This window comes from Flavitalea flava (assembly GCF_054461575.1).
Genome location: NZ_JBTLQH010000004.1, coordinates 251,018 through 274,069, shown reverse-complemented (window position 1 = coordinate 274,069; position 23,052 = coordinate 251,018). Strand labels below are relative to the sequence as shown.

Below are 23,052 nucleotides of genomic sequence, written 5' to 3'. Positions count from 1 at the left end.
ACCCTGTTTGAGGAAAATGATAACTATAATTTCCAGCCTGAATTCCTGCAGTCGTCTTCCGGCATAAAGTTCTATTTAGGAGGTTGGCATTCCGAAAAATATTTCAGGGATATAAAAGACAGGGTCCAGCAAGCATTTCAGTTTGATTCCTCTAAGATCGGAAATGCCAATCTGGAGGTCTTAAATAAAATAAAGGCCTGCACTAGCGTATCCATACATGTCAGACGAGGTGACTTTCTCGATGCTAATAACTATCAGAAATTCGGTTCAGTATGTACGCTTAATTATTTTTTATGTGCGATCCAAAAAATGAAATCATTAGTTGATCACCCCTATTTCTTTTTCTTTACAAATGACTATTCCTGGGTAAAAGATAATTTCATCGATGAGGACTTCACTATTATAAATATCAACTCTGGTGCTGATAGCTGGAAGGATATGTTACTGATCTCCAATTGCAAACACAATATAAGCTCAAATGGCTCTTTTAGCTGGTGGTCTTCCTATTTGAATAAGAATGAAAACAAGATTGTCATTGTCCCTAAATATTTTACGGCAAATCAATATTTTGAAGATATTTACCCCGAAAACTGGATACAGTTGTCGGATTATTAGATGAACCATTTGGTTATCTTAATGATTTTAAACCCGGACGCCTCACCTACAAATAATAAATTTTTGGAAGAGTTTATATATCAACCCGAGTTCCGGGGAATTGTAATCGAATTTCCTGCGGGAAGTGCAGGTATTCCAGGAATTTATCCAGCCCCTTTCGTTTGGCTTCATTCAGATCATAATCCAGGTAACGGGTAAAATAAGCTTGCAGATCGAAGGCATCGTAAGGATTTTCAGCCACTACTTCATTGATATGTAATAAACCCTGGCGGTTGGCTTCGTCAAAGTCCTTAATAAAGGCAGGGTCCATAGGTTTATTACTGATCCAGGCAGCAAATACAAAAGACAGGCCTGTAAAATCCTTCCAGGCTCCGGCAAGATCATATATGAAGGAAGATTGTTTACGTTGTTCGAGCGCCCGGTCGCCAATAACGACACCTGCTGTAGTTCCATTAATATGATCCCGAAAATCCTGTCCGCCATCGATAAGCTCAGGGTCTATTTTCCAGTATTGACTTAGTAGGACCCTGGCTAGTTGCACGGATGTCCGGCTTTGGTAGTCCAATAAAACTTTTTTGATCTTTTCAACCGGAACTTCGCTGAAAAGGCATACAGAGGCCACATCACCTTTACTGCCAATACAATAGTCCCCGTTGATGTAATATTCCGGCATCTGGGGAATAATGGCCACCGGAACCAGTCCCATATCGATTTCATCTCTTAGGAGCATGGCTGCAATCCGGGAAGGATAATCGATGACCAGGTCGATTTCCCTTATTATGGCAGCTCTTTCGATGCCATAAAGCAAGGGTTTGGTGTTCAGATAACTTACAGCTCCTACTCGTATTTTTCTGTCCAATTCCTTTACGTTAATTTTGGCTGCAAAAGTACGGCGCCAAAAATTAACTGCGCAAATTATCCTGGGCCGCCTGTGACGCATACAAAAATTACTCTTTATGGAATTAAATTCTCTGACAGCCATTTCCCCTCTTGATGGACGTTATCGTCATCAAGTCCAGAACCTGAGCGACTATTTTTCAGAATATGCGCTGATTCGGTACAGGGTGCTGGTGGAAGTGGAATATTTTCTTTTTTTAGCCAAAAAGAAATTATTCCCTATGCCGGCCTCTGTTCGCAAACATCTGCAATCTGTTATTGAGAATTTCAGCCAGGAAGATGCCCAGTTGATAAAAAAGACGGAAAAAATCACCAATCACGACGTAAAGGCCGTGGAATACTTCCTAAAGACAAAATTGAGCGAAATTGAGGACGGTGCCGGTGAAATACAGGAATGGGTCCATTTTGGCCTTACTTCACAGGATATTAATAATACCGCGATCCCCTTATCCTGGAAACATGCTATGGAATTCGAATATCTTCCGGGACTGCTCAATCTGAAAAGACAATTAGAGGTTCTGGCCCGCGACTGGAATGAAACACCCATGCTGGCTAGGACACATGGCCAGCCTGCCAGTCCTACCCGGCTGGGCAAAGAGATCATGGTATTTATAGAGCGCATAGAGAACCAGGTAGAATTATTGATTCAGGTTCCCTTCTCTGCCAAGTTCGGTGGAGCTACGGGTAACTTCAACGCTCATTTTGTTGCCTTTCCTAAGAAAGACTGGGTAAAAATGGGGAATGAATTCGTAGAAAGAGTGCTGGGCCTGCAACGCCAGCAATTTACCACCCAGATCGAACATTATGACAATCTAGCTGCCCATTTTGACGGGATCAAACGTCTTAATACGATCCTGATGGATTTTTGCCGGGATATCTGGACCTATGTTTCGATGGATTACTTCAAACAAAAGACTAAAAAAGGTGAAATAGGCTCTTCGGCCATGCCACATAAGGTAAATCCCATTGATTTTGAAAATGCAGAGGGTAACCTGGGAGTTGCAAATGCCTTATTCGAACACTTTTCGGCCAAATTGCCCATATCCCGTTTACAAAGGGATTTAACGGATTCTACCGTGTTACGTAATATCGGCGTACCTTTTTCCCATACGATGATAGCCCTGAAGTCCATTGAAAAAGGGCTGGAAAAACTAGTGCTCAACCGCCCCAAATTACACCAGGACCTGGAAAACAATTGGGCTGTCGTAGCCGAAGCCATCCAAACCGTCCTGCGAAGAGAAAAATACCCAAAACCCTACGAGGCCTTGAAGGACTTGACCAGGGGGAAGGAAGGAATCACGAAGGAATCCATGCACAATTTTATCGACGGCCTGAAAATTACAGCCACATTAAAGAAAGAATTAAAAAAGATAACCCCGCATAATTATACCGGAGTTTCAGCATGATAAGAATTTCGCCCTGATAAATGAGCCGGAGGAAAGTCCAGTTGGCTTAATGGATCATTTATGGATCTCCGATGTAAAATGAAACTCGATCTCCGGATTATTCGTTCTTTCTGTATTCAGGAACCATTCGCTCTGGGCCAGATAAACCAGGTATCCATCTTTATCTTCGGCTATATTCGCATGTTTGAAGCGGGTGAAATCTTCCAGTTTTCCTGGGTCTTTACTGGTTATCCAGCAGGCTTTATAAAAAGGCATGGCATTGAATTGCACTGAAGCACCGTATTCATGCAAGAGCCGGTATTGAATGACCTCAAATTGTAATTCTCCCACACAACCGATGATCTTTTTGTTTCCACCATATTGTGTGAACAATTGCGCCACGCCCTCGTCGGTCAATTGTAAAAGCCCTTTTTCTAACTGCTTAGTTTTCATAGGATCTCTATTCACAACCTCTTTAAAGATCTCAGGAGAAAATGAAGGTATACCCGTAAAATAGAAATCTTCACCTTCGGTAAGGGTGTCGCCAATCTTAAAATTCCCCGTATCGAATAACCCAACGACGTCACCGGGAAAAGCCGTTTCGATAACGTCTTTATCCCTGGCCAGAAAGGTATATGGATTACTGAAACGGACTTCCTTATCCAGCCTCACGTGATGGAAATACTTATTACGTTCAAATTTGCCGCTGCAGACTCTAAGAAAGGCGATCCGGTCCCTGTGTTTAGGGTCGAGATTGGCATGTATTTTAAAGATAAAACCACTGAATTTGTCCTCATTTACATCCAGGTGACGGGTAGAAGTCTCCCTGCTCCGGGGCCCGGGAGCTATCCGGATAAAGTTATCCAGCATTTCCCGTACGCCGAAATTATTGATTGCACTGCCAAAAAAAACAGGCGCCACCTTCCCTTCCAGGTAATCAGCTACATTCAGGGCACCATGTACTCCATCGACCAGTTCTACGTCTTCCCGCAAGGTAGAAGCGTCTTTTTCGCCCAGTTTGTCATCCAGTAAGGAAGTATCCAGCTTTTCTATCTTGACCATATCCTCATCCGTTGCCTTGGTATTGGCCGTGAAAAGAACCAGGTTCTTGTCATACAAATTGTAAACGCCTTTGAAGTCTTTACCGCTGTTGATTGGCCAGGACATGGGGTGTAATTGGATATTCAACTCTTTTTCTATCTCTTCCAAAAGATCGAAACGATTTTTCCCATCCCGGTCCATTTTATTGATGAATACGATGACCGGCGTGTTCCGCATGCGGCACACTTCCATCAATCTTCGCGTTTGTGCCTCAACCCCGTTCACGCTATCAATTACTAGTATTACGCTATCCACAGCGGTAAGGGTTCTATAGGTGTCCTCGGCAAAGTCTTTGTGTCCGGGAGTATCCAGCAGGTTCACCAGCATGCCTTTATATTCGAAGCTCATAACGGAGGTCGCCACGGAGATACCACGTTGTCTTTCGATCTCCATGAAATCGCTGGTTGCGTGTTTTTTGATTTTGTTGCTTTTTACCGCGCCGGCCGTTTGTATGGCACCGCCGAAAAGAAGGAATTTTTCCGTCAGGGTCGTTTTACCGGCATCCGGATGGGATATAATGGCAAATGTCTTACGCTTGTTGATCTCGTTAATATATTTCATAAATCATACATATTGCCCGGATAGCTTATTAGCCGAAGCCCCTGAAAGGGCCGCAAAGGTACGATAACCAATATAAAAAAAATACCCTTACCGTTTTTAGTCGGTACGGGCAGCATAAGTTGACAAAGGAGGACCAATTGCAAACGGCCAACTAATTGCTAACGACCATTTTCTTTGTATCTACGACTTTTCCGTTAACGATCAAGGAATAAATATACATTCCGGATGTAAGTTTTCCAGTGCTCAGCTGAACCTGGCCTTTCCCGGCAGCGGGACTCAGGCTAACCGTATTTATCAATTTACCGTCCAAGCTATAAACCTGGCAGGTGGCGGCATTCACATCGCCAGGCAATGAATATTCGATCGTAGTGGAATTTGTTGAGGGGTTGGGCCTATTGTTCCCCAGCCAGGTCGCATTCGCCGATTTCAAGGCATTTGTTTGTAAATTGGAAAGCGGTTGCCTGTTCAGGATCATAGTACGCAGTTCCTGGACCTGATTTTTCAAGGTTTCCACCTGGTTCTGCAACTCGACGGTCAATGGATCCTGTTTGATAATACTACTGCCGGCCCCAGAGGTGGTCCTGTATACGTAGCCGTTACTATCGATCACCAGGTATGCACCGGCTCCTTTTTGAAGGTTCTCGAACCGTATGTTGGAAGGATTGGTTTTTCCTGATACGGCAACACAATTAACATGGAGTTTGGCAGTGGGTGAAGGTGCAGCCACCCCGACATAACCAAAGGGATTGATACGCATTCTTTCAATACCATTACCGTTGAAACGGTTTGTGCCGAAAATCAGGCTGCTTGCCATGTCCATGTTTTCCAGGACAAAATCGTTTGGCTACACTGCCCTGAACATAATAATTCGAACCGGTAGCAAGCCCTATTATCCCGCAATTTAATATACCCGTAGTGATGGACCCATTCACCCATTGCATACTCGGACCATTACCAGCCACACGAAAATGGTTGTTGGGTGAGTTGCTGTAAATTCCCAGGAGAGTTCCGGGGTTGATAGTCCCGATTCCTACATTCCCATTCTGCAAAATGGTCATTTTTTCCGTATTATTGGTCCGGAAAACTAATCTTTGCGTATCCGTAGTCCGGTAATGATTAGAAAGATTTAAATTTAATCTGATCAATCAGGTTAGAAATAGTGATTCTTACCCTATAGGGTAAAACAGGCAGGTTGTATATAGGTAACCATTTAGTGGTTCCCTTATCTATCGGTTAAGAATAGGTTATTATACTTTCTACGTATGATCATATTGTTATGTTAAGGAAAAAAACGGCATGAAAAGGATACTTGTTTTATTATCAGTAACGGTCCTCGTCCTTCATCTTCAGGCGCAACCGAAAAAGAAAAAAGTAGTATTTATCATAGCCGACGGCATTCCGGCGGATGTATTGGAAAAAACCCGTAAGCCGTCCCTGGATCAGATTTCCAAAACCTTTGGATACAAACGGGCCTTTGTAGGAGGAGAAAAAGGAGGTTATTCGCAAACGCCAACTATTTCCGCTGTAGGCTATAATAGTCTTCTTACCGGCACCTGGGTTAATAAACACAATGTCTGGGGAAACGATATTAAGGAGCCTAATTACCACTACCCTACTATTTTCAGGATTTTGAAACAAGCTGATTCCACCAAAAAAACGGCGATCTTCTCTACCTGGCAGGATAACCGGACCAAACTGGCGGGGGAATCATTGCCACAAACGAAAAACCTGAAGGTGGATTATTACCTGGACGGTCTCGAACTCGATACCGTCAATTATCCTCATGACAATCAGAGCCGGTATATTCATAACATCGATGAGAAGGTTACCGAGGCTGCAGAAAATTGTATAAAAGAAAAAGGGCCGGATCTGACCTGGCTCTACCTGGAATATTCGGATGATATGGGACACCGCTACGGTGATGGGCCTGAAATGAAAACGGCGATCGGTTATGTCGATCAGCAGGTAGGTAGGATCTGGAATGCCATCCAATACAGGCGGGAGAAATTCCAGGAAGACTGGGCCATTTTTATTACCACTGACCATGGACGGGATTCCATAAATGGTAAAAATCATGGAGGGCAGTCAGAACGGGAACGTACAACCTGGATGGTAACGAATGCAAAGGACCTCAACCATTATTACCGGGATTTTACTCCGGGGATCGTTGACCTGATGCCCACCATAGCCAGGTTCCTGGAGGTTCCCATCCCGAGAGAATTCGGAATGGAGATCGATGGAACACCCCTTATCGGAAAATTATCGGTGTATGCTCCAGTAATAAAATACGAGGATAACAAACTGGATATTCATTGGAAAACCCAGGATAAAGATGGATCTGTAAAGATATGGATGACTACCACCAACAATTTTAAGGATGGCGGAAAGGACGACTATAAGTTATTGGCGGAGGTACCCGTTTCTCAGCAATCAGCCAAACTTGGAATTGGATCAAATCCATCCTCCTTTTATAAGATCGTGCTGGAAGGTCCCTACAATACGGTCAACAAGTGGATAGTCATTAAATAACACCAAAAAAAATTAAAACCCCGAAGGCATCAACGTACTCAGATCCTGTTTGGATTCATAATGAAATGGCCTGTTGATTGGGATCATCCCTCTTTTTAACTTCACTTTTCCATCAAGGGTGATGGTCACCTGTTTTTCCATTAATAGTTGAAGAGCATTACTGAAAAGGTGCTGCAAATCTACCTGAAGAGAAACAGGCACAAAAAAAGTATCTTTTTTTGGAATCAGGATCGTAGAATCCAGGATGGAATGGCCGGCAGGTCTCCCATTCACGGAGACATCCACTTCCGCTTTTTTCAATTGCAAACTGAAAGAATTGGGATTATAAAACTTTATGATTGCCGAAAGGGTAGTCTGGGAACCGGTCATACTGCCAACACGAATATCCTGCAATCCATAATATTCCGGAGCATCCGGTTTATTACAACCTGTCAACCATAGTAGCAGGCAGAGAAGTCCCGCCTGAAACGGATAGCTTTTAGCTTTTTTAATTGGGTCCATACCACAAGATAAGTGGCATTTACGAATTCCCTTAATATTAAGTACCTTTCTGAAAAGAAACGATCGTGCCAACAATAGCTGAACGTATTCAACAATTCAACAGCGGCAGGTTGCCCTTCTATACCGCGTTGAAATACGGAATGATGGCAGAAAATCCTTTCCGTTTTCTCAGGGGCACCTGCCATCTGTTCTACGAAGACCTCAGACAAAAAAATCCACTTCCTGAATACCCGCTTAGCTGGGTGTGCGGAGATCTCCATCTGGAGAATTTTGGAACCTATAAAGGCGACAACAGACTGGTTTATTTCGATCTTAATGATTATGATGAGGCTTTACTGGCCCCGGTTACCTGGGAATTGGCAAGAATGGTCACCAGTATTTTTACCGGGTTTGAATCTTTGGGGATCAACAAAAAAGAAACGACAAAGGCTGCAAAGCTCTTTCTGGAAACCTATTCTGCTACCCTTGCCCGGGGGAGAGCGAGATACCTCGAACCCCAGACGGCTAATGGGATCGTACGTTTATTTATGGAAAAAATTTGCGAGCGCAAACAAAAAGAACTAATCCGGGAGCGAACCGTTAAGAATGATGACAAACTAAATCTGCGGATTGATGAGATCAGGTTTTTTTCCCTTGATAAATCACTAAAAAAGGAAGTTTCCGACCATATTACCCAATGGATCGGTAAAGAACCTCAACTGCAAAACAGATACCGGGTAATAGATGCCGCGTTCAGGGTAGCGGGGACCGGCAGCCTTGGGGTAAAAAGGTATGTTTTCCTGCTTAAAAACAAACAGGATCTCAAAAAGCATTTGTTGATCGATATGAAGCAGACCCTTCCCTCCTCGCTTCAGCCCTGGGTTAACACCACCCAACCATCCTGGACTAACGAAGCGGAACGGGTAATAGCCGTCCAGAATAGAATGCAGAACATCCCCCCTGCCCTTCTCAGCCCAACCCTGTTCAAGGGAGATCCGTTTGTAGTGAAAGAATTGCAGCCAACGGCTGATAGGATCGACTTTCTGGTCATGAAGGACCGGCCAAAAGATATCGAATGTGTGATTGTAGATATGGCGCTGCTCACGGCTTCCGCAGAGTTACGCAGTGCCGGCAGACAGGGATCTGCTCTTGCGGATGAATTGATTGCCTTCGGAAAGGATCAACATTGGCAGCAGGGCTTGTTGGACTATGCCAAAGAATATGCTGTGCAGGTTAAAAAAGACTACCAATCTTATTTTAAAGATTATAAAGCCGGCTTTTTTACACCAACTGCCAGAAAAATTTATAACTAAATCCCACCAATAACAACTAACCCATTATGCCATTGACAGAGGATATTATCCGGAAACTGATCCTTGCTGTTATAATCGGCGGCCTGATCGGGGCAGAACGGGAATACCGGAGTAAATCGGCCGGATTCCGGACCCTCACGCTGATCTGCCTGGGGGCTACCCTTTTTACCATACTGTCCGAATTGATCGGCAGCGGGGGAGCCCCGGAAAGAATAGCTTCCAATGTGGTGGTTGGAATTGGATTCGTAGGAGCCGGAGTAATTTTTAAAAGCGATTCCACGCATAGTAAGGTAAACGGAATTACTACTGCGGCCATGATTTGGGTCACAGCCGCGTTGGGAATGTGTATTGGTGCCGGATATTCTCTTCTCGCCATTACCGCCTGTGCGCTCATACTGATCGTATTATTCCTGTTTAGCCTGGTGGAAGGCTGGATTGACCGGGTCAACCAGATCAGGAATTATTCGATCGTCTGCGATTTCGAAAATGAGACCGCTCACCGGTTTGAGGATCTTTTCCGCCAACATAAACTAAAATTCAAGCGCATCAAACAATCAAAATCGATATCCAACGTAATAACCGGGGAATGGGTCGTACAGGGATCGGAAGCCAATCACCGGCATTGCATCCACGAGATCCTCAGAGATACCAATGTAAAGGCTTTTGAGTTCTAGATTCGCTTCCGGCAATTTTAAAAGAAGCTCACTGTCCAGTCCCTTTCAAATTCTTCTTTTGGTCCCAGCTTATTGATGCCTTCTTTGGCGGTAAATTGCTGATCGGTATCGACACTATCGGCAATACCGCACCATGGCTCGATACATACAAAATCAGCATTTTGTGCAGCCCAGATACCCAGATAGGGAAAGCCGGTAAAGTCAAAGCTCAGACCATGCTTGGTTTTTGCTGATTTCAGAGAAACCTCAGTAGAAGAGAGGCCTTTGAAAACCAGGGCGTCCTTCGCAAAAAGGTCTTTTGTTAAGGGTAATTTTGAGGTATCCTTCAAAAAAGGCAAAGAAGTTTTTTCAATCAATCCATCGTTGGAAATAGGCCAGCGGGATGCGTTTTCTTTTTCATCAAATTCCAGGAAATAGTCATTGTATGACGTCCCCTCCACCAGGGGAACCTTGAATGCCGGATGGCCTCCGATAGAAAAATAAAGATCATTATCTGAAGGATTCTTTACGCTGTAAATTACCTGTAATCCATTGGGTGCCAGCCGGTAAGTCACTCTCAGGTCAAAATTGAAAGGAAAGACCTCCCGGGTTGTTGAATTGCTTTGCAACAAAAAGGTAATGGATTCGGGCTCCTGTTTTTCAACGGCAAATACCTTTTCCCTGGCAAAACCATGCCGGCCCAATGTATAATTCTTCCCTTCATAACTATAGGCATCATCTTTTAATGTCCCGACAACAGGGAAAAGTAAGGGTGAATGTTTGCCCCAAAAAGCAGGATCGCCGTTCCAGAGGTATTCCAACCGGTGTTCTTTATGAAAAATACTTTGCAATTCCGCCCCTTTGGGGTTGATTCCTATTTTCAAACGCTTATTTTCAATACTGAGCATGGAAAATTATTTTGGATGCAATATTACTCATTTGACCTCAAACCTTATTTGTATAATATATGATTTACGATAACAGTTTTCCCCACTGACCACCGTTTAACCAAAGCATAACGCCTTTAATGTATTTTGGGTTGCCGGTTGGAGACGATTGCTTACATTCACGGCATGTTTCGTCATCTGGAAATCGTCTGGACCAGCTTTAAAATGGCCTTGCAGGAGTTCAGGTCCAATAAACTCCGCACTTTTCTATCTCTTTTAGGAATTACCTTCGGCATCTTCTGTATTATCAGCGTTCTTTCCACCATCAGCAGCATGCAATTAGCGGTGAATAATGACATAAAATCCATGGGCAATAAAACGATCTATATTGACAAATGGCAGTATGGTGGCGGACCGGATTATCCCTGGTGGAAATATGTCAAAAGGCCGGTTCCAAAGGTAGAGGAGATGAGATTAATTCGTTTAAAAGTTCCTGACGCACCACATATTTCTTTTGGGATGAATACCTCTTCCAATGTGGATTTCGGAGAAACGTCCCTCACTGGTGTCAATTATTATGGAAATACGGAAGATTTTGACAAGATCCAGCAAATAAAAATCGGGGTTGGCCGGTATTTTCAACAATCGGAATTTGACCGGGGTACTCCTCTTATAGTCATGGGGTATACTATCGCCGAGAAATTGTTCGATAAACCGGAAAAGGCCGTCGGGAGCCAGGTTAAATTAAAGAACGGAAGATCCGCCCTGGTTATCGGTCTCATCCAGAAACAGGGCCAAAGTCTTCTGGGGGGATGGGATTATGACAATAGTATCCTGCTGACCTATAACTTTATTAAACAAATAGTGAGGGAAGAAAATGGAAATCCCAGCATCCTGGTACAGGCTGCACCTAATATATCGATGGAAGCGTTGAAGGATGAACTGAAGGGGGCAATGCGGTCGATCCGGAAGCTGAGCCCGACACAGGAAGATAATTTCGCGCTGAATGATATTGATACGCTGAGTAAATTCTTTGACCCGATCTTTAGCGGAATGAATATAGGCGGTTGGGCCATTGCTGCTTTATCTCTTATCGTAGGTATGTTCGGGGTGGCAAACATTATGTTCGTTACCGTCCGGGAAAGAACCAGTCAGATAGGCCTCAAGAAAGCCATTGGGGCCAAACGGGGGGTAATCATGACGGAATTTTTGCTGGAATCGGCCTTCCTTTGCATTATCGGCGGGATGATAGGCTTATTGGCGGTATTCATCCTTACCCTGGTTTTTTCATCTATCTTAAGTTTTAAAGTCTTTATCCCGCTGAATATTATCCTCATGGCAGTTGGTATTTGCCTGTTCACCGGCGTTTCGGCTGGAATAATTCCAGCCTTTATAGCGGCCCGGATGGACCCGGTCGTTGCGATCCGGTCAAAGTAATTAAATTTGCACCATGGATAAGATCGATTTCCCGGTGCCCGTTACCATTCTCGCTATAGAATCTTCCTGCGATGAAACCAGTTGTGCTATTTCCCGGGATGGGGTCATTCTTTCGAATATTATTGCCGGACAGGCAGTACATGCGCAATATGGGGGAGTTGTACCGGAATTGGCCAGCCGGGCTCATATGCAAAATATCGTACCCGTTGTGGACTCCGCGCTCAAAAAAGCAGGATGCACAATAAGCGACCTCCAGGCGATTGCCTTTACCCGGTCTCCGGGTCTGATTGGATCCCTGCTCGTGGGCTCCCAGTTCGCCAAATCATTAGCTCTTAGCCTGAATATACCTTTATTGCCAGTTCACCATATGCAGGCCCATGTACTGGCAAATCTGATACCATCCGCATCCGATGAGCGGCCCCGTTTTCCTTTCCTTTGCCTTACCGTCAGCGGGGGCCATACTCAAATCGTATTATGTGAATCGCCGCTGAAAATGAGCGTGATCGGGGAAACTTTAGATGATGCAGCCGGTGAGGCCTTCGATAAATCGGCTAAATTGATGGGACTCCCCTATCCCGGAGGTCCCCTGATAGATAAATATGCCAGGGAAGGCAATCCAGCCCGGTTCTCCTTTCCGGAACCCAGGATACCGGAGTTAAACTTTAGTTTCAGCGGCCTTAAAACCGCCATTCTCTATTTTCTGCAGGAAAATACGGCCAAAGATCATGCCTTTATCGAAAAGAACAGGGCCGATATCTGTGCTTCTATCCAGGACCGGATCGTGTCCATTCTGCTTAACAAACTAAAAAAGGCAGCCTTGCAGACCGGTATCCGCGATCTTTGTCTGGCTGGGGGTGTATCTGCCAACAGCGGTCTTCGAAAAGCCTTCCGGGAAATGGGGGCACGCCATAACTGGGATACCTTTATACCCCCCTTTGAGTATTGTACGGACAATGCGGCGATGATCGCCATTACCGGCCATTATAAATACCTGGCCGGCGATTTTGCCCCCTTGTCCGTAAGCGCCAGTGCCCGTGCCGAATGGTAACGCATGTACCTGTCAAAATAGAAACAAGAAAAGCCTCTGCCGAAAAATGCCCAATCCTTTTTTTACATTCAAACAATTTACCATCTATCAGGACGCCTGTGCCATGAAAGTATGCACAGATGCCTGTCTGTTTGGTGCCTGGTTCGCCGGAAACATTTCTGTTCCGGGCAAAGTACTGGATATCGGGAGCGGGACAGGGCTGTTAATGCTGATGCTTGCCCAGAAACAGACTCAGGAGATCCATGGCATTGAATTGGATCCTGCAGCATCCGGTCAGTCGGAAGAAAATATCTGCGGTAGTCCGTGGAAAGACCGGCTAAGGGTGATAAACGGGGATGCACGAAACTTTTCTTTTCCCGGCAAATATGATTTTGTATTGACAAATCCGCCTTTTTATGAGGGTGATCTTCTTTCCGGAACCAGGGCGAAAGACCTGGCCAAACATAGCCAGGAATTAACCCTGTCAGCCTTAATAAACGTCATCGATACCAACCTTAGTCCCGAAGGGAAATTTGGCATCCTTCTACCCTATCACCGGATGGACTATTTTAAAGGATTGGCGGAAGAAAAGAAATTCTTTTTACAGGAGTCGGTATCCATAAGACAAACACCTCGTCATGATTTCTTCAGGGTGATTCTCTATTTTTCGAGAAAAGAAGCAGCTCCTTCCGGGGAAAAAGAACTAATCATTAAAAATGAACAAGGGCTTTACAGCGATGCATTTGTAGCCTTACTGAAGGATTATTATTTGTATTTATAGTGCTCTCCTGCTCAACATAATTCCGAATCATAATTGTATTTCCATTCAAAACTTTGCCTCAAAGACCGGCATATTCTTTCAGATAATCATAGGTTAGGGTGAGTTGTCCATTTCTTACCATGGTTGCCCTGTCTATGATCACGGACTGGCCTTTCACCAGATCTTCCAATATGTATTTGATCAATTGTTCTCCAAAATAACGGGAGGCATCGCGTGGTAATTCATTCGGAAGATTTCCTACGGCCATAATATCAACCGATCCCGGTTGGTAAGGAGCCGTTCTTTGCCTGGTACTTCCATGGACGCCATAGACCGGTTCTTCAATAGGTGCATCTCCCAGGTTACAGGGGATCGATCCTCCTTTATCATCCGTTATATCGGCAATTGTTTTTATCCGGAAACCGGGAGTGGTCATATCTTCCCATTCAAATAACCTGGGCATTTCTTTATCCCAGTAAATGCCATTCATCAGTACATCGGCAGCCTTGGCATAGGGCAGGAACTTACATCGGTAATTATCGGGATGGTGGTGAAAATCCTCCCGGTTATAGGTACCCTTTTTTCTATGTTCGTAAAGTGCAGCCCCTTTGAGCTGTGTAAATACGGGATAAGCAAATTCTCTTTCCAGAAATTCATCCGGCTCCACTTCGACCATTTCCAGCAGGTTCATGACCTCGAGTACCCCATGTGCTACCCTTCCGGATCCCGTGACGACTACCTTTACATTGGGTAATTTTAGCCCGAAATAGGTGTGGATGAGCTCACGGAAACTTTTTTGTTCATGCACCCTGCCAAGGGAATAAAGACCGGTGCGACGCCCATAAGCCATAATACCATTATGAGCCCCTACTACTCCGGCAAAAAAACCAAAACCCAGGATCCGCTGTCCATCATCATGTTCCAGGCATTCGTAGTCTATAAGGGTGATCTTTTTTTCCAGGATGGTACGGAACATCGCCTGGTTGTATAATTGTTTCTTTTTGGTATGAGAGAAAAAAAGATAGGTTTTCCCGGCAATCAGTTCCTGAGTGGGAACCTCCTTAATTCCAAACAGGATATCGCAATCCGAGATATCCTGTTTGACTTCAATACCGGCAGCGGTATATTCCTTATCCGAATAACAGCGTCCGGGAGAAGCTTGGGCGATTATTCTGACCTTGTCCGAATTCTTATGTATCCACTTGCATTGAGCCGGTGTCAGGGCCACCCGGTTATCCACCGGCGCTTTGCCTTCCCTTAATAAGCCTATTTTTATCATCCTTAACTGGTTTATCTACAATCGAATAGGGATAAAGATAGAAATTTAAATCTTTTTCAGCGCCTTCTGTAGGTAATACCGGTTTAAAATGGGTTTTGAACAAATTCTTTCCTTCCTTTTTTGGCCATGATCGCTCAAATCAGTAATATTGCGTCCCGAATTTGAATGCCGTTTTTTTAACGGCCAGGCCCGGATGGCGGAATTGGTAGACGCGCTAGACTCAAAATCTGGTTATCGCAAGGTAGTGCAGGTTCGATTCCTGTTCCGGGCACAAATGCCTTTCCAACGAAGTTGGAGAGGCATTTTCATTTGTGAACGGTGCGGACTGGTTCGCAAAAGTGAACGAATGAAAATGCCTGGCTACGCTGAAAGCGGGGCGAAGGCTTTGGGTAAGACCCTCGCGGAAGTAAAGGGAACACTGAAGGGCAGAGCCCGGAAGTAATCCTGTTCCCGGCACCACATAAGTAAACATTACTCTACGACCTTTGGTCGCCGATTGCCTATATTAGTTGCTTGTTCAAAGGCATATCCCATTTGCAATACACTGAGGTCGGCATTGTGCCTGCCTACTATCTGAAGACCAATTGGCAAACCATTTTTTGAAAAGGCACAAGGCACAGACAATGCTGGGTTACCGACCACCGAAATGTAATAGGCTGATCTCATCCAGTCAAGGTAAGTTAGCATTTGTACGCCTTCAATTTGTGTTGGATAATGCGTGGTTACATCAAAGGGAAAGACCTGGCTAACTGGCATGATAAGGAATTCATATTGCTCTAAGAATTGTTGCATGCGTCTATATAAAGCAGACCGTTTAATTTCAAGCCGGGAAAGATAAGGGCCAGTCAATTTTATGCCTTCTGCTATATGCCATTTAGTATACTCATTCATTTTGTCACTGTTTGCGGCAAGCAAATCGCCATACTGGGATTCATACTGCCAGTGACGACAGGTGACAAAGCACTCATTGGCATCAGTCATGTCGGGTTCGTTTTCTTCTACTATACAACCCAACGATTCAAACACTTTTCGCTGTGAATGAATAGCATCTTTAACTGCGCTTTCCCAAGGCAGGCCAAGGTCTTTTATAAAGGCAACTTTCACGCCTTTAAAATCACGGGCAAGCGGTTTTAAGAATTGCTGAGGACTATCCATAACAGATATGGGCGATCGGTTATCGGGACCTGCTTGCACACTGAGTAAAAAGGCGCAATCAGAAACTGTACGTGCCATGGGTCCTTGAACACTTAATCCCTGCCATGCAAGTTTAGAAGCCACAAGCGGTACTCTTCCGGGCGAAGGCCGTAATCCAACTACATTACAGAAACTTCCCGGGTTGCGCAAAGACCCGCCCATGTCGCTGCCATCGGCAAGAGGTGTCATACCGCATGCCAATGCCACCGCGCCGCCGCCCGTACTACCACCGCACGTTTTTGAAATATCGTAAGGATTAAGGGTTGGACCAAATAATGGATTAAAAGTCTGCGAACCCATTCCCAACTCCGGCACATTAGTTTTCCCTATAACGATAGCACCCGCCCTTTTTTGACGTTCCACCAGGAATGCATCTTGTGGCGGAATAAAATCTTTCCATATTGGTGAGCCGTAAGTGGTCCTGATTCCTTTTGTCTCTACAAGATCTTTGACAGCTATTGGTAACCCGTGCAATGTACCGGTTAAATTTCCTTTCGCCAGCGATTCGTCGGCTGCCAGTGCTTGCGCCATAAGTTGATCTTCGGGCACAAGGGTAACAATAGCATTGACCTTTGAATTTACTTTGGCAATTTGTTTCAGATGTGCCTGCATTACTTCACGTGCGGATATTTTCTTAGTTCTTAATAAGGCCGCCATTTCAACAGCTTTCATATAGCAGACATCACTATCTGAATCAGGAATTTTAAAGTTGTATTTTTCAGAAGTAGAAAAGGAAGTTTTAGCAGTAACCAGTGAAGGTGAAACCAGGGTCGAAAGAGCAGTAATGGAACCGATTTTAATCATCCGTCTACGATTGATATTATTTTCTTTCATAAAAGAATTTGAACATTTAAGGAAGAGCGTTTCGTTATTAAAAAGATTCTATTCACTTTTATCTCCGACTTTTTAAATTTATTTGTTACTGTCACCGTCACGTTTGGCCATTGTTGCTAACATTATATTTCCGCTATTATGCGCTATTCTTAGCGGAAAACAATTTTCCTAATTTATTCATTTATTAGCTGCTTAGCAAAAAAAGCGCGGGAAGACCACCGGAAAGAGGTTCAAAACCAATCTTCAAATAGGTGGTTGGGTGCCTCCTAGCCTGTTATCCCGGCAAATCGTTAAATGCCTGTAAATCAATAATCACTTGGTCAGATATTCTTCCTATTAGGGGCACGAAGCCCCGACGAAAGTCGGTTTTTTTTGCGTTTAGGAGTGTTGCGAGCTTATTCGCATAAACGGATAAATGCAAAACCCTATGCGCCGAAGGCCGGGTGCCGTTGGGTAAGTCCCTCGTGGATAAAGGAGCGAAGCGAACTTTACGAACGTACCCTCGGGTACGACCGAGGAGTAACGAGGGACGATGTTCCGACGAAGGCCTGAGCGAGGAACGAAGCTCTGCTGTTCCGCCCGTTAAGCAACCCCTTGAAGGAAATTTGATAGGCGTAATTCTCATTGATTGTAAAACCCTTTCCAGATGGAAAGATTCTTAAATCCTACCTATTGGTGAATTTAACCGTTATCCACTAAATGAAATAAGGGAATTGCTCAATTGCAAGACGAGTTTTCAATGGATGCTTTAAATTGTAAAATAATTTTTTTTATGAAAAAAATGCTGTTGATCACACTGATTAGCGTGGCTGAATGGACCGGAATACCGGCAGTCGCGCAAGAAAAAATATCCGCATCCAAACAAGTAGACACCGTCTCGGGACAGAACATTTCGAGAAAGAACGATATCATGAAACAGCTGCTTGCGTTTTCGGCGCCAGGGAAGCAACACATGCTATTGGCCGATCTCGTAGGAAGCTGGATTTTTCAGGACCAGAAGCTCGCCTTTGTAAAAGGGAAGGTAATCAGGAAGCAAGTCTATGACGGGCGTTTTTTTACCGTTGAGATCACCGGTGGCAAGTTGCAGATCCCTGTGGCGGCCGGAATGATGAAAGAGGAGAATTATCAAAGCATGCAGATTGAAGGGTATGACAATCCAAGGGCAGCGTTTGTGACGATCTCGATCAATAACCATATCGGTAGCGATATAGAAATGCAAACCGGTACCTATGACATTAACACAAAAGTCATTACTTATGACTGGGACAGCGAGCTGATCCCAGGCGTAAGGACAAAGAACAGGCGGCTCCTCAGAATAGCAGATAAGGATCATTATATAGAGGAGTTTTTCGAGCTCAGGAACAATGTGCCTGTAAAGGTCCGGGAATTGGATTATACTCGGGTGAATGGGGGCTAAGGAACAGTGCGGAAAGCTCCGGCAAACCGTCGCAGCCAGTGGGGGAAAGATTTGGGCAGAAAATTTATTTGGAATCAAAAGCATTACTGAGTCTTCGAACGATCCGAACTCCAGCAAGCTTGTCTATCGTTTCAACAGTCTCACTGCGGCGCCGGCTAACCCAAATCCCACTCCTGCTAACTGACCAGGCCCGATGATCCGTCAAAAGCTTATTTTCAGCTAATGAGACGCAGTTCATTCCTCAAGCTCGCGATGTGCGCTGCCGCCGGCCTCATCGTACCCTTTGCTTCCCTTGCCAGGCTCCGGCCCAAAAACAAGGCAGTAAGGGTCGACAAAGGTTTTTTCGTGCCCGCCGGCAAAGGCCGTTTGGACAAAAGTATCAGCCTTTTCGAAGGAGATACCTTTTTTACAAAGATCGGCACCGACGACACCAATGGTGATGTATATGTCTACGAGTCTACCCGGGTCAAAGAAGGTGGCCCACCATTGCATGTACACTACGACCAGGACGAATGGTGGTATGTACTACAGGGACAGTTCATGATAAAGGTGGGTGACCAGGTTTACCATGTAAAAGCAGGCGACAGCGTATTTGGCCCACGAAGGGTACCCCACGCCTTTGCCAAGGTTGGAGAGGGAGAAGGCAAAATGCTGATGTTATTCCAGCCGGCCGGAAAGATGGAAGCCTTTTTTACCGCTATGAGCCAGGGCGCCACGAAAGATATGACCCCCGAGCAAAATAAGGAATTCCGAAAAGCGCACGAATTTGAAGTCGTTGGCCCCGCCTTGACCCATATTAAGCAATAATGTCTCGCTTTCTTAGGGTCGGCTAATACCGAGCTATGTCTTGTAAAACATCTTTTAAGATTTTGTCGAGAGAGTTCTTGGCTGTAATAGCCCACCAGATGATGGCGGTAAGATAGGTGGTCAGCACCCATGCAATCATTGCTGACTTCTTTTTATCCAATGGCAACAGGCTACCCGTCTCTTCATGCAGCTTCCCATTTTCAATAGTCTGATTACCCGGCGTATTTGCGCGGGCAGTACGTTGAGATGGACTTACACTGGCACACCACCCGTGAACGGATAAAATAAGGGCGCAAAAAAGAAGGGCTAATTTCATGATACAGGATTTTAAAGATCTGGAATCGCAACAGGACGATAAAAATCTATAAAATAAATGCCATTTGCAAGGTAAAACTGTTAAAGTTTTTGCATAATTAAATTCCTTACTAATATCCACAAATTCAGGAAGTTACCCCTTATGTTATTACCCAGAAAGGGTGAATAACTTTGTAAAATCGCCTCCACGACTGGTTTAATTTTTCGCTTTTGATGTAATTTAGAAAAGAATTATCCGGACAGGCATTCATATAACAGCGTTAACAACGTTTCAGCACCACATACTTACAAATGATGGAAAACACATTTACAATAACGATACATATGGTTTCAAGTCTCGATGGAATTATTGCCAAAAAAGACAATAGTGTTTCCTGGTTTGATACATCTGACTACTACGAGAAGGGAGTTACTTTACAAAACACAGAGGAATTTCTCAAAACAATAGATTGTTATGTCATGGGTTCCCGGACTTACGAACACGCCTTGGAACTTTCAACATCTTATGGGTGGGCTTATGGAGACAAGCCGACAATTGTTCTTACACACAGAAACCTGCCAATTGAAAGACAGAATATCACAATTTATTCTGGCGACCTGAACAAATTGGTGAATGAACGACTGAAACCAAATTACAAAAATGTCTGGCTCGTAGGAGGACCAATGCTTGCCAAAGATTTCATTCGTTTAAAACTGGCGGACGAAATAAGGTTGTCAGTCATGCCTATTATTTTGGGCGACGGGACACTGTTTTTTGATCAAATAGGGCTGGAACAAGCATTACACCTGGAAGATGTAACAGCCTACAAAAGCGGAATAGTCGAGCTGCGTTACACCATAAGGAAACAGTAGAATGCTTCATTGAACCTAATGCCACCGTCCGGAGACCTATGGATGTCAAAACTTAATCAACAGCTTTTCAGCCATTAACTTGCCATCCTTGTAATATTCAAAGACCCAACTGTCATCTCTTTTGAAAACGATCCCATTCGAAGATCCATTATCCGCAATAAAATAATCGGCCACGGAGATTTTGAACATACGTAAAATCGTCTTTGGTGTAGTATCGATCAGTTGATATCCATTGGCAATTGGCTGCGCGTATAAGGTGCCCGCAGTTGGGGGTGCAACAGTTACAGTAATTTTCTCTGCAGGCGCGGAATTGGAAACGGCGGTCGGGGCCAATGTCTGGTTATTTACTTCCGGCGCCGGCTGATAAACATACTTAGCATCCTTCAGGGTGGTAAAGGCATCCTTTAAAGCAAGCGTATAGGAAAGCCCATATTCTTTCTCCCGGCTATTTCCTTCTTTGCTTTTAAAAATTATATTTCCCTTACAGTCTTTTAAGTAGACGGTAAGTTTGGTAGTAAACATTGATTTTTTCTCTACTACTTCAGCATGGAGTGCGTTACATTTATTATTAGCGAGTTCAGTAGGTAGTTCAGAATTGTCAAAATAGGTCGTAAAACCGGTTTCTTCCAGAGAGGATTTAGTGAGGGTATTTAATCCATATTGGTCATTTTGCTTAAGGAAATTAAAGGTTTCAGGCACCAGAACATATTTGTAGTTGTTGAGGGAGGTCTGCGAATGGCCTGAAAAACAACTTAGTAATAGGAAAAATAAAACATATGATTTCATAATTACCGTGAATTTTGTTCTTATTTGAAATTTAATTTTTCATTTAGCAGTAAGACCGTCTTCATTTCCAATATTGATAAAGATACGAAATCGACCACGGTGTAATAGAAAAAAATGGCAACATTAATCTGGCCCTTCCCGGGCCTTTTTAATAAAAAAACAACCCTGGCCTACAGTTACGTAAACCAGGGCTGTTTTTGCCTGTAAGACCAACTTATATAATTCTTCTCCTAATACCCATCGTTTTGTTTAAGATAACCCGGCAGGTTAGATGCCGCATCAATGGCAGTTTGCGGAATGGGAAAGATCCTTTTCATCTTATCCGAATTGTTTTTTTCCGTCCAGCTGCCTTCATATTTACCAAAACGGATCATATCGGTACGCCTTACCATTTCCCAATAAAATTCAAAGCCCCTTTCCCTGAACAAAAGGTCCAAACTCAAGGATGTTAATGGAGCTGCAGGGGTGGCCGCTGTACGGGCCGTTCTGACAAGATTTACGTCTGTCAGGGCTCCGGCTTCGTCATTTGCACCCCGAAGCTTTGCTTCGGCCCTCATTAAATAAATGTCGGCAAGACGGAGAATAACTATATCGGCTTCGCCTTTGTTTCTTCCCGTGTTCGAGCTTTTGCTGAACTCATATTTTTCCACCCGGTATCCTGTATTGTAATTACTTCCTGCAGTGGTGTAATCTATCTGCTCGGTAAATTCCACGGGTAGCGTTGGCTTGCTTCTTGTCACATTGTACAATTTGCTGATCTGCAGTTTTCCGTCAGGGCATTTCACAAAGGCGCCGCTGGCATCCTTGGTCAGCCCATATTGTTGTCCTCTCAGAATACCGCGGTTGATGTTGAATGCCGCAGCGTCCACACAGCCGTCAGCCTGGGGAAGATTCTCCTTATAAAACCTGGGGTCGGCAGTGGCAGGATCAGTCGGTGAATTGGCATTTACCCAGGTTTCATAAAAGTCAGGCGTAATGGCCGGGCCATCCGTGCCATTGGCGCTCGGAAAGGCCGGCAAGGGGAATTGATCCCCGGATATGGAGAAATAGGCCATCCTGTTGTGACTGTTGCTAAGATCTGGACGCTGATCAATTGCAAAGATCAGCTCCTTATTAGTATGATTGTCGTTGCTGAATATGGAGAAATATTCAGGAGCCAGGGTATAGTCACCAGAGGCGATGATCTTATTACAATAATCGATCACCTTGGCCATATCATCATTCTGGAAAGAAAAGGAAGCAGCATACCGATCTTTATAAACTGCCGCATTCAAATACAGACGGGCTAATAAGCCCCAGACAGTTGCTTTTGTAATGCGCCCCGGGCCAGTGGTATTCTCTAAAACCGGTTCGATAGCCAGCAGCTCTGATTTAATATATTCAATCGCTTCATCGCCCCTTACCACTTTAGACGTTGAATTCGGGTCCTCCTTGATGAATACTAACCCGAAAAGATCCAGTGTCATCATAGAATAGTAAGCCCTCATGCCCCTTGCTTCCGCCAAAAATAATTTGGCGCCGGGATCCTTATTGGTCTTAAGAGAATTGATGGCGGTAACTGATCTGGACAAGCCCGTCACGATGGAGGTCCAGGTATTTTGTACGTTAGGGTCGGTGCTGACGGTTTCATGCTTATGCATGGAAAGATAAATACCGTTGTCCCCCCAATCCGTACCGCCCCTGTAAGGTAAGATCGCTTCGTCGGTGGAGATTTCCTGCAGCGTAAAATACCGGGTATGCAGAAAAATATCAGGCAAAACATTATATACCGGTACGATAATGCCTTCTGCCAACTGCTTGTCGGTAAGCCCGGAAACGGAGGACTCATCCAAAACCTGTTCATTTAATTTCGTACAGCCGAATAGGGAAAGACTTACCAGGCAGATTAAATATTTAATTGAATTATTTGTCATTTTCTGTTCT

The 23,052-nt window shown here is 44.4% G+C and carries 22 protein-coding genes and 1 tRNA gene; 12 read left to right on the top strand and 11 right to left on the bottom strand.

Annotation, left to right across the window (positions count from 1 at the left end):
* Positions 1–615, top strand: a 615-nt coding sequence (locus ACX0G9_RS06910; RefSeq protein WP_459064139.1) for an alpha-1,2-fucosyltransferase, incomplete at its 5' end; no start/stop codon positions are given.
* 73 nt (positions 616–688) lie between these two features.
* On the opposite strand, the gene ACX0G9_RS06905 is transcribed toward ACX0G9_RS06910, so the two are convergent.
* Entirely contained in the window at positions 689–1,474 is a 786-nt protein-coding gene (locus ACX0G9_RS06905; RefSeq protein WP_459064138.1) for a menaquinone biosynthetic enzyme MqnA/MqnD family protein, read from the bottom strand.
* A 97-nt stretch (positions 1,475–1,571) separates the two neighbouring features.
* Between ACX0G9_RS06905 and purB the strand changes: the two genes are divergently transcribed.
* Positions 1,572–2,918 carry an adenylosuccinate lyase gene (gene purB / locus ACX0G9_RS06900; RefSeq protein WP_459064137.1) on the top strand — a complete coding sequence of 449 codons (1,347 nt, stop codon included), beginning with the start codon at positions 1,572–1,574 and terminating at the stop codon, positions 2,916–2,918.
* A 54-nt stretch (positions 2,919–2,972) separates the two neighbouring features.
* On the opposite strand, the gene ACX0G9_RS06895 is transcribed toward purB, so the two are convergent.
* The 3 genes from ACX0G9_RS06895 to ACX0G9_RS06885 form a co-directional block, all read right to left on the bottom strand.
* The gene (locus ACX0G9_RS06895; protein ID WP_459064136.1) at positions 2,973–4,559 is read right to left on the bottom strand and encodes a peptide chain release factor 3; all 1,587 of its coding nucleotides are present in this window, start codon (positions 4,557–4,559) and stop codon (positions 2,973–2,975) included.
* Between the two features lie 151 nt (positions 4,560–4,710).
* Positions 4,711–5,373 (bottom strand): T9SS type A sorting domain-containing protein, encoded by a 663-nt coding sequence (locus tag ACX0G9_RS06890; protein ID WP_459064135.1) that lies wholly within the window; start codon positions 5,371–5,373, stop codon positions 4,711–4,713.
* Positions 5,330–5,617 carry a hypothetical protein gene (locus ACX0G9_RS06885; protein WP_459064134.1) on the bottom strand — a complete coding sequence of 96 codons (288 nt, stop codon included), beginning with the start codon at positions 5,615–5,617 and terminating at the stop codon, positions 5,330–5,332. Before ACX0G9_RS06885 ends, ACX0G9_RS06890 begins: the two co-directional genes overlap by 44 nt.
* A 238-nt stretch (positions 5,618–5,855) precedes the next feature.
* On the opposite strand from ACX0G9_RS06885, the gene ACX0G9_RS06880 reads away from it, so the two are divergent.
* On the top strand, positions 5,856–7,088 hold the full coding sequence (locus ACX0G9_RS06880) for an alkaline phosphatase family protein (RefSeq protein WP_459064133.1): 1,233 nt from the start codon (positions 5,856–5,858) through the stop codon (positions 7,086–7,088).
* A gap of 12 nt (positions 7,089–7,100) precedes the next feature.
* On the opposite strand, the gene ACX0G9_RS06875 is transcribed toward ACX0G9_RS06880, so the two are convergent.
* On the bottom strand, positions 7,101–7,589 hold the full coding sequence (locus ACX0G9_RS06875; RefSeq protein ID WP_459064132.1) for an LEA/WHy family protein: 489 nt from the start codon (positions 7,587–7,589) through the stop codon (positions 7,101–7,103).
* Between the two features lie 65 nt (positions 7,590–7,654).
* Here ACX0G9_RS06875 and ACX0G9_RS06870 point away from each other — a divergent pair, with 65 nt between their 5' ends.
* Positions 7,655–8,881, top strand: a complete 1,227-nt coding sequence (locus ACX0G9_RS06870) for a DUF2252 domain-containing protein (RefSeq protein WP_459064131.1) — start codon at positions 7,655–7,657, stop codon at positions 8,879–8,881.
* A gap of 26 nt (positions 8,882–8,907) precedes the next feature.
* On the top strand, positions 8,908–9,555 hold the full coding sequence (locus ACX0G9_RS06865) for an MgtC/SapB family protein (protein WP_459064130.1): 648 nt from the start codon (positions 8,908–8,910) through the stop codon (positions 9,553–9,555).
* A 17-nt stretch (positions 9,556–9,572) separates the two neighbouring features.
* On the opposite strand, the gene ACX0G9_RS06860 is transcribed toward ACX0G9_RS06865, so the two are convergent.
* Entirely contained in the window at positions 9,573–10,442 is an 870-nt protein-coding gene (locus ACX0G9_RS06860; protein ID WP_459064129.1) for an aldose 1-epimerase family protein, read from the bottom strand.
* A 165-nt stretch (positions 10,443–10,607) separates the two neighbouring features.
* Between ACX0G9_RS06860 and ACX0G9_RS06855 the strand changes: the two genes are divergently transcribed.
* The 3 genes from ACX0G9_RS06855 to ACX0G9_RS06845 are packed head-to-tail and all read left to right on the top strand — an operon-like array spanning position 10,608 to position 13,666.
* Positions 10,608–11,858 carry an ABC transporter permease gene (locus ACX0G9_RS06855; RefSeq protein WP_459064128.1) on the top strand — a complete coding sequence of 417 codons (1,251 nt, stop codon included), beginning with the start codon at positions 10,608–10,610 and terminating at the stop codon, positions 11,856–11,858.
* A gap of 13 nt (positions 11,859–11,871) precedes the next feature.
* Positions 11,872–12,906: a tRNA (adenosine(37)-N6)-threonylcarbamoyltransferase complex transferase subunit TsaD gene (gene tsaD / locus ACX0G9_RS06850; protein WP_459064127.1), complete on the top strand. Its 1,035-nt coding sequence runs from the start codon at positions 11,872–11,874 to the stop codon at positions 12,904–12,906.
* Between the two features lie 46 nt (positions 12,907–12,952).
* Positions 12,953–13,666: a tRNA1(Val) (adenine(37)-N6)-methyltransferase gene (locus ACX0G9_RS06845; protein ID WP_459064126.1), complete on the top strand. Its 714-nt coding sequence runs from the start codon at positions 12,953–12,955 to the stop codon at positions 13,664–13,666.
* Between the two features lie 58 nt (positions 13,667–13,724).
* Here the strand turns inward: ACX0G9_RS06845 and ACX0G9_RS06840 are convergent, their stop codons facing one another.
* Positions 13,725–14,924, bottom strand: a complete 1,200-nt coding sequence (locus ACX0G9_RS06840) for an NAD(P)-dependent oxidoreductase (RefSeq protein ID WP_459064125.1) — start codon at positions 14,922–14,924, stop codon at positions 13,725–13,727.
* A 187-nt stretch (positions 14,925–15,111) separates the two neighbouring features.
* Between ACX0G9_RS06840 and ACX0G9_RS06835 the strand changes: the two genes are divergently transcribed.
* A tRNA-Leu gene (locus ACX0G9_RS06835) sits at positions 15,112–15,195 on the top strand.
* 200 nt (positions 15,196–15,395) lie between these two features.
* On the opposite strand, the gene ACX0G9_RS06830 is transcribed toward ACX0G9_RS06835, so the two are convergent.
* Positions 15,396–16,952 (bottom strand): amidase, encoded by a 1,557-nt coding sequence (locus tag ACX0G9_RS06830; RefSeq protein WP_459064124.1) that lies wholly within the window; start codon positions 16,950–16,952, stop codon positions 15,396–15,398.
* 772 nt (positions 16,953–17,724) lie between these two features.
* Here ACX0G9_RS06830 and ACX0G9_RS06825 point away from each other — a divergent pair.
* Positions 17,725–18,369 (top strand): DUF1579 family protein, encoded by a 645-nt coding sequence (locus ACX0G9_RS06825; RefSeq protein ID WP_459064123.1) that lies wholly within the window; start codon positions 17,725–17,727, stop codon positions 18,367–18,369.
* 222 nt (positions 18,370–18,591) lie between these two features.
* Positions 18,592–19,176, top strand: a complete 585-nt coding sequence (locus tag ACX0G9_RS06820) for a cupin domain-containing protein (protein WP_459064122.1) — start codon at positions 18,592–18,594, stop codon at positions 19,174–19,176.
* Between the two features lie 22 nt (positions 19,177–19,198).
* On the opposite strand, the gene ACX0G9_RS06815 is transcribed toward ACX0G9_RS06820, so the two are convergent.
* The gene (locus tag ACX0G9_RS06815; protein ID WP_459064121.1) at positions 19,199–19,492 is read right to left on the bottom strand and encodes a hypothetical protein; all 294 of its coding nucleotides are present in this window, start codon (positions 19,490–19,492) and stop codon (positions 19,199–19,201) included.
* A 290-nt stretch (positions 19,493–19,782) separates the two neighbouring features.
* On the opposite strand from ACX0G9_RS06815, the gene ACX0G9_RS06810 reads away from it, so the two are divergent.
* Entirely contained in the window at positions 19,783–20,343 is a 561-nt protein-coding gene (locus ACX0G9_RS06810; protein ID WP_459064120.1) for a dihydrofolate reductase family protein, read from the top strand.
* Between the two features lie 45 nt (positions 20,344–20,388).
* Here ACX0G9_RS06810 and ACX0G9_RS06805 read toward each other — a convergent pair whose 3' ends face one another.
* Positions 20,389–21,129, bottom strand: coding sequence for a hypothetical protein (locus ACX0G9_RS06805; RefSeq protein ID WP_459064119.1), 741 nt, complete (start codon positions 21,127–21,129; stop codon positions 20,389–20,391).
* 230 nt (positions 21,130–21,359) lie between these two features.
* Positions 21,360–23,042: a RagB/SusD family nutrient uptake outer membrane protein gene (locus ACX0G9_RS06800; protein ID WP_459064118.1), complete on the bottom strand. Its 1,683-nt coding sequence runs from the start codon at positions 23,040–23,042 to the stop codon at positions 21,360–21,362.
* Positions 23,043–23,052: the final 10 nt, after the last annotated feature.

What these genes read in the sequence shown, in the direction of transcription:
- ACX0G9_RS06890 (WP_459064135.1), bottom strand. Translation starts at nt 5,373, where the DNA reads ATGGCAAGCAGCCTGATTTTCGGCACAAACCGTTTCAACGGTAATGGT.
- ACX0G9_RS06845 (WP_459064126.1), top strand. Translation starts at nt 12,953, where the DNA reads ATGCCCAATCCTTTTTTTACATTCAAACAATTTACCATCTATCAGGAC.
- ACX0G9_RS06805 (WP_459064119.1), bottom strand. Translation starts at nt 21,129, where the DNA reads ATGAAATCATATGTTTTATTTTTCCTATTACTAAGTTGTTTTTCAGGC.
- ACX0G9_RS06875 (WP_459064132.1), bottom strand. Translation starts at nt 7,589, where the DNA reads ATGGACCCAATTAAAAAAGCTAAAAGCTATCCGTTTCAGGCGGGACTT.
- ACX0G9_RS06820 (WP_459064122.1), top strand. Translation starts at nt 18,592, where the DNA reads ATGAGACGCAGTTCATTCCTCAAGCTCGCGATGTGCGCTGCCGCCGGC.
- ACX0G9_RS06860 (WP_459064129.1), bottom strand. Translation starts at nt 10,442, where the DNA reads ATGCTCAGTATTGAAAATAAGCGTTTGAAAATAGGAATCAACCCCAAA.
- ACX0G9_RS06800 (WP_459064118.1), bottom strand. Translation starts at nt 23,042, where the DNA reads ATGACAAATAATTCAATTAAATATTTAATCTGCCTGGTAAGTCTTTCC.
- ACX0G9_RS06830 (WP_459064124.1), bottom strand. Translation starts at nt 16,952, where the DNA reads ATGAAAGAAAATAATATCAATCGTAGACGGATGATTAAAATCGGTTCC.
- ACX0G9_RS06825 (WP_459064123.1), top strand. Translation starts at nt 17,725, where the DNA reads ATGAAAAAAATGCTGTTGATCACACTGATTAGCGTGGCTGAATGGACC.
- ACX0G9_RS06880 (WP_459064133.1), top strand. Translation starts at nt 5,856, where the DNA reads ATGAAAAGGATACTTGTTTTATTATCAGTAACGGTCCTCGTCCTTCAT.
- ACX0G9_RS06810 (WP_459064120.1), top strand. Translation starts at nt 19,783, where the DNA reads ATGATGGAAAACACATTTACAATAACGATACATATGGTTTCAAGTCTC.
- ACX0G9_RS06855 (WP_459064128.1), top strand. Translation starts at nt 10,608, where the DNA reads ATGTTTCGTCATCTGGAAATCGTCTGGACCAGCTTTAAAATGGCCTTG.
- purB (WP_459064137.1), top strand. Translation starts at nt 1,572, where the DNA reads ATGGAATTAAATTCTCTGACAGCCATTTCCCCTCTTGATGGACGTTAT.
- ACX0G9_RS06840 (WP_459064125.1), bottom strand. Translation starts at nt 14,924, where the DNA reads ATGATAAAAATAGGCTTATTAAGGGAAGGCAAAGCGCCGGTGGATAAC.
- ACX0G9_RS06865 (WP_459064130.1), top strand. Translation starts at nt 8,908, where the DNA reads ATGCCATTGACAGAGGATATTATCCGGAAACTGATCCTTGCTGTTATA.
- ACX0G9_RS06815 (WP_459064121.1), bottom strand. Translation starts at nt 19,492, where the DNA reads ATGAAATTAGCCCTTCTTTTTTGCGCCCTTATTTTATCCGTTCACGGG.
- ACX0G9_RS06885 (WP_459064134.1), bottom strand. Translation starts at nt 5,617, where the DNA reads ATGACCATTTTGCAGAATGGGAATGTAGGAATCGGGACTATCAACCCC.
- tsaD (WP_459064127.1), top strand. Translation starts at nt 11,872, where the DNA reads ATGGATAAGATCGATTTCCCGGTGCCCGTTACCATTCTCGCTATAGAA.
- ACX0G9_RS06895 (WP_459064136.1), bottom strand. Translation starts at nt 4,559, where the DNA reads ATGAAATATATTAACGAGATCAACAAGCGTAAGACATTTGCCATTATA.